General features: G+C 38.4%; 14 protein-coding genes. 11 read left to right on the top strand and 3 right to left on the bottom strand.

Annotation, left to right across the window (positions count from 1 at the left end; translation table 11 throughout):
• Positions 1-9: 9 nt before the first annotated feature.
• Positions 10-930, bottom strand: a complete 921-nt coding sequence (locus BKP57_RS07095; RefSeq protein WP_050351881.1) for an ABC transporter permease — start codon at positions 928-930, stop codon at positions 10-12.
• 15 nt (positions 931-945) lie between these two features.
• Positions 946-1845 (bottom strand): ABC transporter permease, encoded by a 900-nt coding sequence (locus BKP57_RS07090; protein WP_050351880.1) that lies wholly within the window; start codon positions 1843-1845, stop codon positions 946-948.
• Between the two features lie 285 nt (positions 1846-2130).
• On the opposite strand from BKP57_RS07090, the gene BKP57_RS07085 reads away from it, so the two are divergent.
• The 8 genes from BKP57_RS07085 (at position 2131) to rbsB (ending at position 10189) form a co-directional block, all read left to right on the top strand.
• Complete coding sequence (locus BKP57_RS07085) at positions 2131-3735, top strand: glutathione ABC transporter substrate-binding protein (RefSeq protein ID WP_072741247.1); 1605 nt, start codon at positions 2131-2133, stop codon at positions 3733-3735.
• A gap of 247 nt (positions 3736-3982) precedes the next feature.
• Positions 3983-4189 (top strand): hypothetical protein, encoded by a 207-nt coding sequence (locus BKP57_RS21980; protein ID WP_156875290.1) that lies wholly within the window; start codon positions 3983-3985, stop codon positions 4187-4189.
• A 267-nt stretch (positions 4190-4456) separates the two neighbouring features.
• Positions 4457-5443 (top strand): LacI family DNA-binding transcriptional regulator, encoded by a 987-nt coding sequence (locus BKP57_RS07080; protein WP_050351878.1) that lies wholly within the window; start codon positions 4457-4459, stop codon positions 5441-5443.
• 5 nt (positions 5444-5448) lie between these two features.
• A complete protein-coding gene (gene rbsK, locus BKP57_RS07075) occupies positions 5449-6339 on the top strand; it encodes a ribokinase (RefSeq protein ID WP_050351877.1) in 891 nt (296 codons plus the stop codon).
• A gap of 2 nt (positions 6340-6341) precedes the next feature.
• Positions 6342-6737 (top strand): D-ribose pyranase, encoded by a 396-nt coding sequence (rbsD, locus tag BKP57_RS07070; RefSeq protein ID WP_072741246.1) that lies wholly within the window; start codon positions 6342-6344, stop codon positions 6735-6737.
• A 17-nt stretch (positions 6738-6754) separates the two neighbouring features.
• The gene (locus BKP57_RS07065; RefSeq protein ID WP_072741245.1) at positions 6755-8257 is read left to right on the top strand and encodes a sugar ABC transporter ATP-binding protein; all 1503 of its coding nucleotides are present in this window, start codon (positions 6755-6757) and stop codon (positions 8255-8257) included.
• Positions 8254-9195, top strand: a complete 942-nt coding sequence (gene rbsC, locus BKP57_RS07060) for a ribose ABC transporter permease (protein ID WP_072741244.1) — start codon at positions 8254-8256, stop codon at positions 9193-9195. Before BKP57_RS07065 ends, rbsC begins: the two co-directional genes overlap by 4 nt.
• Before the next feature lie 58 nt (positions 9196-9253).
• Positions 9254-10189 carry a ribose ABC transporter substrate-binding protein RbsB gene (gene rbsB / locus BKP57_RS07055; RefSeq protein ID WP_050351873.1) on the top strand — a complete coding sequence of 312 codons (936 nt, stop codon included), beginning with the start codon at positions 9254-9256 and terminating at the stop codon, positions 10187-10189.
• A 109-nt stretch (positions 10190-10298) separates the two neighbouring features.
• Here rbsB and BKP57_RS07050 read toward each other — a convergent pair whose 3' ends face one another.
• The gene (locus tag BKP57_RS07050; protein WP_050351872.1) at positions 10299-10610 is read right to left on the bottom strand and encodes a hypothetical protein; all 312 of its coding nucleotides are present in this window, start codon (positions 10608-10610) and stop codon (positions 10299-10301) included.
• A gap of 632 nt (positions 10611-11242) precedes the next feature.
• On the opposite strand from BKP57_RS07050, the gene BKP57_RS07045 reads away from it, so the two are divergent.
• The 3 genes from BKP57_RS07045 to BKP57_RS07035 all read left to right on the top strand — a co-directional run bounded on the left by BKP57_RS07045 (position 11243) and on the right by BKP57_RS07035 (position 15699).
• Positions 11243-12670, top strand: a complete 1428-nt coding sequence (locus BKP57_RS07045; protein WP_050351871.1) for a M20 family metallopeptidase — start codon at positions 11243-11245, stop codon at positions 12668-12670.
• A gap of 42 nt (positions 12671-12712) precedes the next feature.
• Entirely contained in the window at positions 12713-14230 is a 1518-nt protein-coding gene (locus tag BKP57_RS07040; RefSeq protein ID WP_072741243.1) for an AbgT family transporter, read from the top strand.
• Between the two features lie 176 nt (positions 14231-14406).
• On the top strand, positions 14407-15699 hold the full coding sequence (locus tag BKP57_RS07035; RefSeq protein ID WP_050351869.1) for an amidohydrolase: 1293 nt from the start codon (positions 14407-14409) through the stop codon (positions 15697-15699).
• Positions 15700-16210: the final 511 nt, after the last annotated feature.

The following is a 16210-nucleotide window of genomic DNA, read 5'->3' as shown; positions in this document are numbered from 1 at the left end:
CCAAAACTACTAATCTAAATCGATTCGCTTATTTAAGTACTTATACGAGATATCAACCAATAGATTTACAAATACGAATACGACAGCAATCACTAATACGGCAGCCTGCACTACAGGGAAATCTCTCGCTAATATCCGATCGACAATTAGCTTTCCCATCCCATTAATGGCAAATACCGATTCTGTCAAAACGGCACCAGCGAGTAAACTTCCAAACTGTAAACCTATAACAGTGACTACTGGAATTAATGCATTTTTCAAAGCGTGACGGTAAATAACGATTCGTTCACCTAAACCTTTCGCACGTGCTGTTCGGATATAATCCTGTGAAATAACATCGAGCATACTGGAACGTGTCATTCTGGCAATAACGGCTGCTCCCATCGTTCCTAGCGTAATTACAGGCATAATCACTTGTTCCGGTGTGCCCCAGCCAGTAGGCGGAAGCCATCCTAATTGAATGGAAAACCATTGCATTAACATAAGACCAAACCAGAAGTTCGGCATTGATAAACCAAATAATGCAATTAGCATAATAGAGACATCAGCAAACGAATATTTTCTAACGGCAGAAATAATTCCTGCAATTAGTCCTAAAAAGATACTGAAAATCGTACTGTAAACAGCTAATTCGAAAGTTACCCAAAATTTTGGCCAAAGTTCCTCACTTACTGGTAAGCTCGTTCGCCAAGAATTACCAAAATCCAACAAAGCCGCATCTTTAACAAAATTAAAATACTGCACAGGGATAGGGTCATTTAATCCTAAACGTTCTTCAATTTGTTCAACTGTGGCTGGAGGAGCACTTTCCCCAGCGATAATATGTGCCGGGTTTCCTGGAGATAGGTGCATCAGGGAAAATACTAAGATCGTAACACCTATTAATACAGGAATAATCTGTAATAAACGCCGTACAATAAATTGAAACATCGTTGCACCTACTTCCTATTTTTTCATTTTTGGATCTAAAGCATCGCGCAGCCCATCTCCAAAGATGTTAAAGGCTAATACAATCAACATAATAACCAGGCCTGGGAATAATGCAATATGTCCTGCATCCCACATAAAGTCCCGTCCATCACTTAAAAGCGCCCCTAATTCTGGGGATGGTGGCTGTGCACCCATTCCTAAAAATGAAAGTCCACTTGCGGATAGTACTGCTGTTGCAATAAATAAGCTCCCTTGTACAATAATCGGAGACAAAATATTAGGCAAAATATGCTTAAATATGATTCTCGTATCTGATGCACCTAATGCTTTCATGGCATCAATATATTCTAAGTTTTTGGTTGCCAACGTTGAACCCCTGACAATACGAGCAAATGTAGGAATTGCAAAAATGGCAACCGCTATAACAACATTTTGTAAATTAGCTCCTAAAATACTAATTAATGCAAGAGCTAATAAAATACCTGGGAAAGCTAGTAATACGTCCATAATCCGCATAATGATAGTGTCTATTTTTCCACCATAATAACCTGAAACAAGTCCGAGAAAAATGCCAACAATACCACCTAAAATGGTGGCTGAAATACCTATACTCATCGTGATACCCAATCCATGAATAATTCTTGTGAAAATATCTCTGCCATGATGATCGGTTCCAAACCAGTGCTCAGCAGAAGGCCCTTCAAGCTTTACACCATAGTCAACTGCATCTGGAGATTCTGATGTTAATAACGGTCCTATAAGCGCAATGAGAACTAAGACGATAATTAAATATCCGCCAACTAAAGCACTTTTATTTTTGCGTAATTTACTATAGAAGTCTTTCAATGATCGTTTAAAAGGATGATCTGTTTTTGGTGATTTTGTAATTACATTATTTGCTGGTTCAGCACTCATGTTGTTACCCCCTTATTGTCGAAATATGTAGCATTATTATTAAAAATCTGATATTAATTCGGACATTTACACGGTATATAGGGAAAATTGTCATACTATTTATAATACAATTAAATGAGGTATTTTTCAATATGGATTGAAAAAATATTTTTAATTCATAGTATTATTATAATTATTGTATTTGAGTTTAAATATTCTTGCTATTTCGTAAAAAATCGTTTATATTAAAAATTGTTAACATTATTTTTACTTTTAAAATTATAGGCAGGGGGTATCAATACAGATATGAAAAACAAAAAATTATTATGGCTTGTTTCCTTGTTAGCTATGCTTACATTTGTATTAGCAGCATGTGCGGGCGACGGAGAGCCTGAAAGTAAATCAGAAGGAGAAGGCTCAGAAAAAGAAGGTTCAGGAAGCGGTGGCGATTTAGTTATTGCCCTTCCATCAGATGTTGTGTCGCTATCTCCACATGGAACAAATGACATTCCGTCTGGTCAAGTTGCTGATAATATTTATGAAACATTGACGGTATTAGATGAAAATCAGGAACCACAACCTGGATTGGCTAAGGAATGGAAAGAAGTAGATGAAACAACATGGGAATTTCAATTGCAAGAGGGTGTGAAATTTCACGACGGTGAAGAGCTGACGGCAGAGGTTGTTAAAAAGAACTTTGATCGTCTTGTTGATGAAAAGATCGCCTCACCGAGAGCATTCTTATTTGAAGCAGTGGAAAGTGTAGAAGCAAAAGATGATCTTACATTAGTGATTAAGCTTGAATATCCATATGCGCCGCTGTTAGCAAATTTAGCGCATAGTGGTACAGCTATTATGAGTCCAAAAATAATTGAGGAAGATTATGCACAAATGGAAGATGGGGGTGATGTTGATGCATATATCAACAAAAACCCTATCGGTACTGGTCCATTTAAATTAGATGAATGGAAAGCAGGCGAAGAGGTCGTTATATCACGTAACGATGATTATTGGGGAGAAAAGGCGAAATTGGATACTGCCACTTTTAAAGTAGTCAGTGAACAAAGCTCCAGAGTAGCTGAACTGGAGACAGGTGTAGCTCATGTAGCTGATCAAATAGGACCAAATAATATCTCACGTGTAGATAAAGCTGAAGGAATGAGTGCACTTCAGGAACCAAGCACCTCATTATCTTATGTTGGTTTCAACATGAAAAAAGAACCGTTTGATGATAAAAAAGTTCGTCAAGCTATTTCCATGGCAATTGATAAGGAAGAGATCGTTAGCGGTGTTTATAATAATGTAGGTATTCCAGCAAAAGGCCCGTTAGCACCGCCAGTATTTGGTTACGATGAGTCTGTTGGTGGTTTAGAGTATGATGTCAAAAAAGCAAAAGAGCTATTAGCGGAAGCTGGATATGAGGATGGCTTTAAAACAACCATTTGGACAAATGATAATGAACAGCGTGTCGATACGGCTGTTACGATTCAAAATCAACTAAAAGAAATCGGTGTTGATGTTAAAATTGAAGAATTGGAGTGGGGAGCATTTTTAGATAGAACTTCTAACGGCGAACATGATATGTTTGTTCTAGGCTGGGTTACAAGTACTGGAGATGCAGATTATGGAATGTATCCACTGTTCCATTCATCTGCAGTTGGGGAGCCTGGAAACCGTTCCTTCCTGGAGAATGAAGAATTAGATAAGATTTTAGATGATGCTCGCCATGAAACAGATCCTGAAGTACGTAAAGAACTATATTCTAAAGCACAAGAAATGCTTGTTGATTTAGCACCGATGATTTATACACATCACCAAGAATACTTACTAGGTGTTAGCGATTCTGTGAAAGACTTTAGTGTTAATGCGCAAGGTATTTACCAGATCAAGCAAGCATATATTGAAGAATAAAGCTTAGCAGCAAAAACCGGGGTAACTTAACCTCGGTTTTTTGCTATTTCATAAGTAATATTTTAGAAATAGACTAGGTTATTTGGCGGGAACGAAAAAGTCGTGCACCACAGTGAAAAAGTCATGCATCGAATCGAGAAAATCGTGCGTGGCAGAGAAAAAATTGCGCATCGAATTAAGAAAATCTTGCATGGCAGTGAAAAGTCATGTATCGAATTAAGAAAATCTTGCATGGCAGTGAAAAGTCATGTATCGAATTAAGAAAATCTCGCATGGCAGTGAAAAAGTCATGTATCGAATTAAGAAAATCTCGCATGGCAGTGAAAAAGTCATGTATCGAATTAAGAAAATCTCGCATGGTAGCGAAAAAGTCATGCATCGAATTGAGAAAGTCGCGCATCGCAGCGAAAAAGTCGTGTGCCAAAGCAGAAAGCCTACAATTTCAAAAGGATGAAAGCACCCCCTCCAAGCTGAATGAAAATTATTTTATCAGAGTCCACATATATTTTATAGACATGGTGCTAATTTGTTAACAAAATGCTAACACACTAGTGTTATTTATTAGCTTTGGAATAATAAAACTCAGTGAAGGACCTTTGCAATCCATTGACAAAAAAATAAAAGCGATTTATTATATACGTGTAACGGGTTACATAGTGATTCATTTTCGTTTTATGTAACCGGTTACATGACCTTTTTACAATGAAGGGGTGGAGAAGTTATGGCAACCATTCGGGATGTTGCAAAACTTGCCAATGTGTCAACAGCAACCGTATCCAGAGTGCTAAATAACAATGGGTATGTCAATAGTGAAACAAAAAAACGCGTTAACGAAGCGATTGAGAAGCTTCAATATCGACCTAATGATGTTGCTAGAAGTCTATTTAAAGGGAGCTCAAAAATGATCGCACTTTTTGTTCCTGATATTAAAAACCCTTTTTTTCCGGAGCTTGCTCGTGCAGTAGAAGATGTAACGAATCAGCATAATTACACATTCATACTTTGTAACACAGATGACAGCCATGAAAAAGAAGTTACATATTTGAATGCATTAACGCAAAAATCAGTAGATGGATTTATTATTGTATCGAGTACCATAACAGAGGAAGATCTGCATCATATAACAAGTCCTGTTATTTCATTGGACAGGAAGTTTAGCTCAAAAATATCCTCTGTTACTGTAAATAACCGAAAAGGTGCAAGAGAAGCAACTGCTTACTTACAATCCATCGGTTGCAAAAAAATTGCTCATATTAGTGGACCACAAACAGCAAGCAATACAGAGGAGAGATTGAAAGGCTACCTTGATGTTGTCGAACATGAAGCGTGGTTTAATTCTAATTATGTCGTTACTGGGGATTATCGCTTTGAAAATTCATATGAAATTGCCAAACAGCTATTAACGAATCATAACGACATTGATGGAGTATTTGTTGCTAATGATTTAATGGCAGTAGGTGTGTTAAAAGCTGCGGAATCTTTACATATAAAAATACCTGAACAATTATCTGTTATCGGTTTTGACGGAATTACTATTGGTTTAACAACTACTCCATCATTAACAACGATACAACAACCTATTTATGAGATTGGGAGCAGGGCAGCACAAATCTTGCTACAACTTATCGATCATCCAGAACAAAAAGTAATCCAAGAAGAATTGGAAGTTACCTTAATCGAACGTGATTCTACAAAGCGAAAGGAGTAATATTCATGGGACATAATCCAAAGATTTGTGTGGTTGGAAGTATTAATATGGATTTAACGATTGAAACAACAAAGTTGCCGCAACAGGGAGAAACGGTTTTAGGGCAATCATTTGCTCTCTATCCGGGCGGAAAAGGAGCCAACCAAGCTGTAGCAGCAGCTAGGCTTGGTGCAAAGGTGCATATGATTGGCGCTGTAGGTAAAGATGAATTTGGAAAATTACTGACGGAACAATTACAAAGAGAAGGAATTCATACCCAAGGGATCATCCTGAGTGATCAAAAGTCTACAGGAGTAGCAAATATTATTTTGTCTGAAGATGATAATCGAATTATTGTTGCCCCCGGAGCTAATTATGCTGTTGTTCCCGAAGTGATTGAACAACAAGAAGAGGTAATCCGACAAAGTGACATGGTCTTATTACAGTTAGAAATACCGCTTTCAACTGTTCTTTATACGGTTAAAAAGGCAAATCAATATCACATACCAGTGGTAGTTAATCCTGCTCCATATCAGCAATTGCCTGAAGAATTATTACAAAACGCCACCTATTTTACCCCCAATGAAATTGAGGCAGCAGCTATGGAGGAAGAACCGTTGTACAATTCGATAAGAGAAAAAATGATTGTCACAATGGGGAGTGAGGGGGTGTGTTTTTATGAACATGGTAACAAGACAAAAATAAAGAGTTTTACGGTGGATGTAAAAGATACGACTGGAGCAGGGGATACATTTAATGGTGCTTTAGTAACTCAGTTAGCGAGAGGAAATTCAATGTCTCAATCGATAAACTTTGCGAATGCAGCTGCTGCGTTATCCATTATGAAAACAGGTGCTCAAGAAGGAATGCCTACATTAGATATGGTCCATAAGTTTATCCATGAAAGGGGCATTTAAAGGTGAAAAAGACAGGCATATTGAATAGGGACATTGCTTCCGTTCTTTCTCAACTCGGACATACAGATACGATTATTTTAGCCGACTGTGGTTTACCAATACCACAACAAACGCTGTGTATTGATCTTTCCATTGAGCTTGGAACGCCATCATTAAACGCTATTCTGCAGCTTATCATGCAACATATGGTGGTTGAAAAAATAACTATGGCGAAAGAAATTACGTTCAAAAATACAAAGCTACATCATCAATTGACTGCAAATTATTTGAATGTAGAGACAGATTATGTGTCGCATAAAGAATTAAAAGAAGCTATCAAAGATGCTAAGGCGGTTATTAGAACAGGTGAGGCAACTCCATTTGCAAATGTCATCTTACATGCAGGAGTTATTTTTTAACGAAAGGAGAACAAGTGATGTCTAGTGAACCTTTTGTGAGGATGAAAAATATAAGTAAAGCATTTTCGGGAAATAAGGTATTGCAAAATGTCGATTTTAATATAAATCGCGGTGAAATTCACGCTTTAATGGGGGAGAATGGGGCAGGGAAATCAACATTAGTAAAGATTTTAACGGGAATTTATACAAAAGATCAAGGTGAAATATTCTTAAGGGATAAAAAAATATCATTTATAAACCCAAAGCAAGCTGAGGAACAGGGGATTAGCGTTATTCATCAAGAATTAAATATTATTCCACATCTAACAGTAGCGGAGAATATGTTTTTAGGCAAGGAACTGACATATGGAAAAACTGGCATATTAAACAAGCGGCAAATAAGAAAAAGGACAAATGAAGCCTTAAACAAATTGGGGGCTTGTGATATACAACCAGACAATATCGCAGGTGAACTCTCGATTGGGAAGCAACAAATGATTGAAATAGCTAAAGCTTTGACAACAAAAGCAGAGTTAATCATTATGGACGAGCCCACAGCGGCTTTAACCGATTATGAAATTGAAAACTTCTTTAATGTAATCAAAAAGTTAAAAGCCGATGGTGTTAGTATAATTTATATTTCCCATCGCATGGAAGAAATATTTGCAATCTGTGATCGGATAACTGTTCTACGTGATGGCCAATACATTGGGACAAAAGATACCGTTCAAACGTCGTTCGAAGAGATCGTGAAAATGATGGTCGGAAGAGAGATAGGCGAACGATATCCAACTAGAAATCATGATATCAAAGAAGTCGTTTTTAAAGTCGATAACCTAGCATTAGCAAATTATTTTCGTAATATAAGTTTTTCAGTAAGAAAAGGGGAAATCCTTGGTGTTGCTGGGTTAATGGGAGCTGGACGTTCAGAATTAATGGAAGCAATAGTTGGCTATCGAAAATTAGACAAAGGAACTATTAAAATAAATGGGAAACAGGTAACTATAAAACACCCGTCTGATGCGGTTAAACAGGGGATCGGATTCATCACAGAAGATCGTAAATCAAAAGGGTTGATCATCAATGCTTCTATTAAAGAAAATATAGCTCTAACTAATTTGGTAGCGCTATCAAAATTAGGAGTAATTAACAAAAGTAAAGAAAAGAAGCTAGTGCACCAGCTAATGCAGAAGTTAAAAGTAAGAGCTACAAATGAAGAACAGGAAGTAAAAGCGTTAAGCGGGGGTAACCAACAAAAAATAGTAATAGCCAAGTGGTTAGCTATTAAACCTAATGTTCTTATCTTAGATGAGCCGACTAGAGGCGTGGATATTGGTGCTAAAAAAGAAATTTATACGATTATGAACGCGCTTTCAAAAGAAGGGGTAGCGATTATCATGATTTCTTCTGAATTACCCGAAGTGCTTGGTGTAAGTGATCGGATTATGGTGATGCATGAAGGTGAAATAACTAGATTTATAGATCGTGAACAAGCTGATCAAGAAACGATTATGACTGCGGCTACAGGGGGTAGTCAATGATGAATAAATGGAATAAGTTAAGCATTGCACAGTTAGGCCCACTACTTGGGTTATTCCTTATTACTATCGTATTAGGAGTTATGAGTGAGAACTTTTTCACTTTGAATAATATCTTTAATTTATTAAGACAAGTATCCGTTAATGCGTTAATCGCTTTTGGAATGACATTTGTTATTTTAACTGCTGGAATTGATCTTTCGGTAGGCTCAACTCTTGCTTTAGGAAGTGCGTTAACAGCCGGGCTACTTGCTAGTGGGATGGATCCATTTCTGGCAGTATGTATAGGTCTATTAATTGGTTTAATTCTAGGAGCAGTAAATGGGTTGATTATAGCTAAAGGAAAGGTTGCCCCTTTTATAGCAACATTAGCAACCATGACTATTTTTCGGGGTGCAACACTAGTGTATACGGATGGGAAACCGATTACTGGGCTGTCAGATTCATTTGCTTTTGAAATGATTGGAAAAGGGTATGTATTTGGGATTCCATTCCCTGTGATCGTCATGATAGTAGTATTTTTTAGCTTATTTTTTGTCTTACGCAGTACTGTATTTGGACGACAGGTGTATGCAATTGGTGGTAATGAAGAAGCTTCCAAATTATCAGGCATAAGAGCAGATAGAGTAAAAATCGGTGTTTATTCATTAACAGGTATGTTATCTGTATTAGCAGGTATTATTATTACAAGCCGTTTAGATTCGGCACAACCAACTGCAGGAGCCATGTATGAACTAGACGCTATAGCAGCGGTTGTTATCGGTGGAACCAGTCTATCCGGAGGAAGAGGCAGAATTTTCGGTACATTAATAGGGGCGTTAATCATTGGGGTCATCGATAACGGATTGAATTTATTGAATGTATCCTCTTTTTATCAGCAAATTGTAAAGGGATTAGTCATATTATTGGCGGTTCTTTTAGATAGGAAATCAAAAGGATAAAAGGGAGCCCCGATGTTAACTACATCGTTCCAAATAAATTATAAGTAGGAGGAATAATATGGCTAAGTGGTTAAAGATTCTTACTTTTGTTGTAGCCGCAATTTTTATTTTAGGTGCTTGCTCTACAGACGCTCCTGGTAGCGGAGAGGGAAATAGCAAAGACTCCAATAACGATAAAGTAAAAATAGGCTTATCTATTTCTACTTTAAACAATCCCTTTTTTGTTACTTTACGTGATGGGGCTGAAAGCGCTGCGGACGAAGCTGGATATGACCTAGTAATATCGGATGCGCAAAATGACCCATCCACACAATTAAGCGATATTGAAGACCTTTTACAACAGGACATTGATGTACTACTTGTTAATCCAGTAGATTCTGAAGCAGTAGCTTCCGCAGTTGAATCTGCTAACCAAGCAGAAATTCCAGTAATTACTGTAGATAGAAGCTCTGAAGGTGGCGAAGTTGTCACGCATATTGCTTCTGATAATGTAGCAGGAGGAGAAATGGCAGGTGAATTCATCGCTGATCAGCTTAATAAAAAAGGAAAAATTGTAGAATTAGAAGGTATCTCTGGGTCATCAGCAGCTAGAGAAAGAGGAGAAGGATTTCATAACATTATTGATGAATTGCAAGATATAGAAGTAATTGCTAAGCAAACTGCCGATTTTGATCGAACAAAAGGCTTGTCCGTCATGGAAAATATTATCCAAGGTACAAAAGATATAGATGCCATATTTGCTCATAATGACGAAATGGCATTAGGAGCAATCGAAGCATTGGAATCACAAAATATGCTGGAAGATGTAATTGTTGTAGGTTTTGATGCAACTGAGGATGCAGTGGTTGCTGTAGCAGAAGGAAGAATGGATGCAACAGTAGCTCAGCTACCGAAAATGATTGGTGAAAAAGCAATTGATGCTGCTAGGAAGGTTGCGAACGGGGAAAAAGTGGAAGCGTTTATTCCTGTAGAACTTGAACTAGTTACAGAATAAACATCTATACTAAAAATTACAGTATATCAAAATATAATCCTAAAACAACTGGCAGGTTATAGTTGAATGCGTTGATTATCCGATTCAACTATAACCTGCCATTTTTATATTAGTCATATTCACCAGCTGTTTGGGTAAGTCTTTTCTTTGTTTGACGTTGTTTAAATGCAATCCAGGATGTTTTTAATGACGCGTACGTCCCAACAGCGGCTGCACTATAAAAACCTCCCATAAAAACTCCTGCCCACAAATCGTTTCGGTGACTAATAAATATGGAGATACTAAATCCAATCACACTGGCAATGGTAGGGAAGTATTGGCGGGGAATAGGGAACAACTTAAATATTTGTGTCATGATTACGATTAGTGGAACGGCAATAACGCCATCCCAAAAATTGGTATGAATAATTGGAAATTCCATTTTGTAACCTCCAGTAAAAGTGTTATCCCTTAAAGATATTTTTTTATAAGATAAGGAAGTATAAAATTAGGTGCTTGTGGATAACGAAATAAACCGAATAGCCACGTCCGGCGCATGAGCCCAGCAACTGGGAGACTATAGAAATGCGCCCTACGGTCCTCACCGGTGGTTCGCCTCTAAGAGGAAGGCCGACTAAAAACGTGCTTGCCGCACAGGCGTCGGCATACCCCTGTTTTTTGTGGCATGATTCCTTTATCCCGGATAAGATGCTGTAGACTCCCACTTCAAGAAGTGGTGAGCTAAACAAGTCGAAGTGGGAGGTAACAGCACCTAAATCCCCAATTCGTTCAAGTGCCTTTAGGTCATACCCTGGTGGTACTAACCATCAGCGGGGATGGAAGGTTCACTTTATCTTTCGTTGATTCGTTACATTCACTACGTGGCGCCCCGCGCCTTTGTTATTCTCCCCTAACTTTTTACAATAATTCTCCTTCAAGATGTTATTGCATTCATTGGAATAATATAGTAATCACCATATTTTACCTGTTTTTGTATCATTAAAAAAATATTGACACTTCTATTATTTTTTATGTAATATAAAGAAAATTAGTAAGAGTAGGAGAGATGCCTTAATGGAAAAGTTCACCAGAGACTATTTACATCAACACAAGCAGTTTTTTGAACAAGTAAGCAAGTATATTTTTGAACATCCGGAAACAAGGTTTGAGGAGTATGAATCCTCTGCATTTTTAGCTGCAGCTTGTGAAAAACAAGGATTTGAAGTGGAAAGAGGAGTCGGAAATATCGACACTGCGTTTGTAGCGACTTATGGAGAAGGAGTCCCAGTTATTGGCTTTTTAGGTGAGTTCGACGCGCTTTCAGGTTTAAGCCAAAAGCCGAACCAGACGACCTACCAACCATTGGAAGCAGATGTTGGTCATGGATGTGGGCATAATTTGCTTGGTACAGGAGCTTTCGCGGCAGCTTGTGCTGTAAAAGAATACCTTAAGGAAAATAATCGTTCTGGCACAGTGAAGTTTTTTGGCTGCCCTGGCGAAGAGGGTGGATCTGGTAAAACATTTATGGTGAGGGAAGGCGTATTTGCTGATGTTGATGCTGCACTAACATGGCATCCGTCCCCGGTCAATGCGATTATGAGTGCTTCGAGCCTTGCCAATTATCAGATATCTTTCGCCTTTAAAGGAACTACTTCGCACGCTGCTAATTCGCCTCATCTAGGTAGAAGCGCGCTTGACGCTGTTGAACTGATGAATGTAGGAGTGAATTATTTACGAGAGCATGTTGTATCTGAAGCAAGATTACATTATGCGACAACAAATACAGGTGGGATTTCACCAAATGTTGTACAAGCCAATGCAGAAGTTTTATATTTAATCCGTGCTCCAAAAGTGAGTCAAGTAGATGATATTTATCAACGTGTTTGTAAAATAGCCCAAGGCGCTGCATTAATGACGGAAACAGAACTTACGATAAGGTTTGACAAAGCTTGTTCTAATTACATTCCAAACAGAAGTATGGAACAGCTATTGTATCAGCATTTGCTCACATCAGGTGTGGAAAAGCCAACCGAAGAAGAAAAAACGTTTGCGAAAGAAATTTGGCATTCCCTTACAGAATCAGAGCAAGAAGGATATTTAGAAATTATTGAAGGCTTCGGCTATGTTGGTAATGGAAATGAATTTGCTGATAAATATGTCACAGAGACCATTTCCCCTTATGAAGCTTCGGATAAAATTTTACCAGGCTCTACAGATGTTGCTGATGTTAGCTGGGTAGTGCCGACTGCACAAGTAACTGCTGCCACTTCAGCTTTAGGTACTCCATTACACTCTTGGCAAATGACTGCTCAAGGCATCAGTAGCTTTGCACATAAAGGGATGTTGCGAGCGGCCCAAGCGATGGCACTGACAGGAATTCAATTGCTAACCGATCCAGTTGCATTGCAAGCAGCAAAAGAAGAATTTCACCAATTTATAGCACAAAACCCTTATAAATGCCCTATCCCCAATGAAGTGCAGCCTTCTGTATTAAAAACATAGTCAGAATTTATAAAACAATTACACCAAGAAAGAGGGAATACGATGAAAGAAAATACGAATAAAAGTTTGTTTCAAAGGTTTCTAAACGGGATTGAGAGGGTAGGTAATAAACTCCCGGACCCATTTATCTTATTTATTGCATTAGCTCTCATCATCATTATCGCTTCTTCTATCTTTAGTATGTTTAACGCCTCTGTTGTCCATCCAGGTTCTGGAGAAGAACTTCCCATTAAAAGTTTGGCTTCTGGTGAAGGGATCCAATACATTTTAAGTTCCATGTTAGATAATTTTACAGGTTTTGCCCCTTTAGGGTTAGTATTAGCGATGATGTTAGGAATTGGTTTATCTGAAAAAGTAGGATTGTTGGATTATGCGATTCGGAAAACCATTATGAAATCACCACCGGCTTTAATTACGTATACGGTTGTATTTGTTGGTATTATGGGTAATTTAGCATCCGATGCTGCTATGGTGCTTATTCCACCACTAGCTGCTATGGTATTTTATAAAGTTGGTCGCCATCCATTAGCTGGTTTAGTTGCAGGTTATGCAGCTACAGGTGCAGGATTTACAGCGAACTTATTTATTGCCGGAACAGATGTGTTGTTAGCTGGTATATCGACAGAAGCTGCTGCCATCATTGATGACTCTATTACAGTAACGCCTGTAGATAATTGGTATTTTAATATTGTATCTGTTTTCGTTATTACCATTGTAGGCGGACTTATTACTGATAAGTTTATTGAACCGAGATTGGGTAAGTATAAAGGTGGTTCTGTCGAGGCTGCGCTGGAAGAAGATCACCCTAAAGCAGGGAAAGGTTTTCGTAATGCCGTTATAGCCGGATTAGCCTACATTGCTTTGATCGTAATTGCCATTTTTATACCGAATAGCCCTTTAAGAGGTGAGGGTGGTACTATTGTTCCATCTCCATTTTTAGATGGAATCGTCCCAATTATCCTAATTTTCTTTGTTGTTATTGGTGTTACTTATGGGATTACTATAGGAAAAATCAAATCAAGTAAAGATGTAAGTGGTTATATGGCTGAATCAATGAAAGACATGGCTGGATACATTGTCTTAATATTCGCGATTGCTCAGTTTGTAAACTATTTTAGCTGGTCCAATATTGGCACGTGGGTAGCTGTAAATGGAGCCGATTTTCTAAAAGAAGTTAACTTTACTGGGATTTGGCTCATTATTGGGTATATTCTTTTTACTGCTGCGTTAAATTTTCTAATTACTTCCGGTTCGGCGAAGTGGGCGTTAGAAGCCCCGGTATTTATTCCGATGTTTATGCAACTAGGATATAGTCCAGCATTTACTCAAGCAGCTTATCGTGTGGCTGACTCTTCCACAAACATTGTTACACCACTAATCCCTTACATGGTTATCATTTTAGCGTTTATGCAAAAATATGATAAAAAGGCCGGAATTGGTACCTTTATTTCATTAATGATTCCATACTCAGCCGCGTTTTTATTAACATGGATTATTCTCATTTTAATTTTCTTTTACGCAGGTATCCCATTTGGCCCTGGTGTTACACCGTTTCTATAAATGCATCATGTATGTGGAGGCTATGTCGCCTCTACATGCATTTTCTACATATCTGAAATGGACGAATAAGAAACAAGCAGCTCGATCCCTAAACGGGGTGATGAGCAGTTAGTTCAATATATACATTTCAAACCGCTTTTTATATTATAAAATCAAATAAAGGAGAGGACATAGCTATGACAGTGGAGTTGAAAGAGAAATTAAGCAACTGGCGAAGAGACCTTCACCAACATCCTGAAACGGGTTTTTTAGAAATACGAACAGCATCGATTGTTGCGTCTGTTTTATCAGAATTAGGATTTACGTTGGAAATGGGTAAAGAAGTCATGTCCGAAAAACATTGCATGGGGAAACCTGATGAAAAAGTGACAGCAGAACATTATGCGTGGGCACTTGATAACGGGGCAAATAAAGCATTTGTAGAGACCTTTAAAGAAGGATACACCGGTATTGTTGCGACTTTGAAAACCAATATTCCAGGGCCTACGATTGCTTATCGTTTTGATATGGATGCACTTGATATTTATGAATCAGATGCGGATGATCATGTTCCTGTTAAAGAAGGATTCCGGTCGCAAGTCGATGGGAAAATGCATGCATGCGGTCATGATGCGCATACTGCGATTGGACTTGGCTTAGCTACATGTATTGCAGGCGAAAAAGAAAATCTGTGTGGAACGATTAAGCTTATTTTCCAACCGGCTGAAGAAGGAACTCGTGGTGCCAAATCAATGGTTGAAGCTAATGTTGTAACAGATGTAGATTATTTTATTGCTTCTCATATTGGAACAGGAGTGCCTCATGGCCATTTTCTGGCAGCCAATAATGGATTTTTAGCTACTTCAAAGTTGGATGTATGTTTTCGTGGGACTGCTGCACATGCTGGTGGAAGTCCAGAACAAGGGAAAAACGCCTTATTAGCTGCTGCAGCTGCTGTATTAAACATCCACGCAATTTCTCGTCATTCGCAAGGAGTTTCTAGAGTGAATGTCGGTGAACTGCATGCAGGAAGCGGAAGAAATATTATCGCTAATCATGCAACGATGAAAGTCGAAACTCGTGGGGAGCATGCCGCTATTAATCAGTATATGAAAGAGCAGGTAAAGTCCATTGTTGCTGGAGCTGCTAAGATGTATCAAGTGGATTACGAAATAAAGACAGTAGGTGAGGCGATTAACTGTACATGCTCGGAGGAATTAGCACGTACGCTTTATGAATGTGCTAATGCATCGCCAGACATTATTCACGCCGAATTGCAAAATGATGCTGGGGCGGGATCTGAGGATGCAACGTACTTTATGGAGGCAGTCCAGAAAAACGGCGGCTTAGCGACATATTGTATTTTTGGGACAGAGTTAGCTGCCGGGCATCATAACGAAAAATTCGATATCCATGAAGCAACGCTGCTCTCAGCAGTACAAATTTTATATAAATCTGTGTATAAACTGTTAGCAGAAGCAGGCTGTTAGTAACGAATCAGTTAGTAGTTGTGATAGATATAAGATGTTGCCATGTGAATAATGAAACTATGGAAGAGGGAGATTTTAAATTAGTTGTCGGGCATCTAAATATTCAGTATAAGTTAAAATATATACAGGGATATTTGTTATTATATTCGCATTTGCGAGATCATAAGAAGAGGGCACTCACCTTTGTTATAATAAGTTTTTGGATAGAAAACTGAAGCAGTATTTCTAGAACTTCTCTTAAAGAATAAGAAAGTATAAACTTAGGTGCTTATGGATAATGAAATAACCGAATAGTCACGTCCAGCTCCATCGCCCAGCAACTAGGCGACTTCACGAAATCGCCCTACGATAAGTCATCATCGGTTCGTCGCTAAAAGGAAGGCCGACTAAAAACGGGCTTGCCGCCCGACGTCGGCATACCCCTGGTTGCAGGGGCATGATTCCTAAATCTTTAGTTGATTCGTTCCATTCGCTACGTTGCTAAACGGGCGCTTGCGCCTTTGTTCAATTA

Origin of the sequence: Virgibacillus sp. 6R, from assembly GCF_001895305.1 — a bacterium.
Taxonomy (GTDB): domain Bacteria; phylum Bacillota; class Bacilli; order Bacillales; family Amphibacillaceae; genus Virgibacillus; species Virgibacillus pantothenticus.
The sequence above is the reverse complement of the archived record's forward strand: the minus strand, read 5'-3'. Positions and strand labels throughout refer to the sequence as shown.

Coding starts and splice junctions, on each gene's coding strand:
- BKP57_RS07095 (WP_050351881.1), bottom strand. CDS start 930: ATGTTTCAATTTATTGTACGGCGTTTATTACAGATTATTCCTGTATTA.
- BKP57_RS07090 (WP_050351880.1), bottom strand. CDS start 1,845: ATGAGTGCTGAACCAGCAAATAATGTAATTACAAAATCACCAAAAACA.
- BKP57_RS07085 (WP_072741247.1), top strand. CDS start 2,131: ATGAAAAACAAAAAATTATTATGGCTTGTTTCCTTGTTAGCTATGCTT.
- BKP57_RS21980 (WP_156875290.1), top strand. CDS start 3,983: ATGTATCGAATTAAGAAAATCTCGCATGGCAGTGAAAAAGTCATGTAT.
- BKP57_RS07080 (WP_050351878.1), top strand. CDS start 4,457: ATGGCAACCATTCGGGATGTTGCAAAACTTGCCAATGTGTCAACAGCA.
- rbsK (WP_050351877.1), top strand. CDS start 5,449: ATGGGACATAATCCAAAGATTTGTGTGGTTGGAAGTATTAATATGGAT.
- BKP57_RS07065 (WP_072741245.1), top strand. CDS start 6,755: ATGTCTAGTGAACCTTTTGTGAGGATGAAAAATATAAGTAAAGCATTT.
- rbsC (WP_072741244.1), top strand. CDS start 8,254: ATGATGAATAAATGGAATAAGTTAAGCATTGCACAGTTAGGCCCACTA.
- rbsB (WP_050351873.1), top strand. CDS start 9,254: ATGGCTAAGTGGTTAAAGATTCTTACTTTTGTTGTAGCCGCAATTTTT.
- BKP57_RS07050 (WP_050351872.1), bottom strand. CDS start 10,610: ATGGAATTTCCAATTATTCATACCAATTTTTGGGATGGCGTTATTGCC.
- BKP57_RS07045 (WP_050351871.1), top strand. CDS start 11,243: ATGGAAAAGTTCACCAGAGACTATTTACATCAACACAAGCAGTTTTTT.
- BKP57_RS07040 (WP_072741243.1), top strand. CDS start 12,713: ATGAAAGAAAATACGAATAAAAGTTTGTTTCAAAGGTTTCTAAACGGG.
- BKP57_RS07035 (WP_050351869.1), top strand. CDS start 14,407: ATGACAGTGGAGTTGAAAGAGAAATTAAGCAACTGGCGAAGAGACCTT.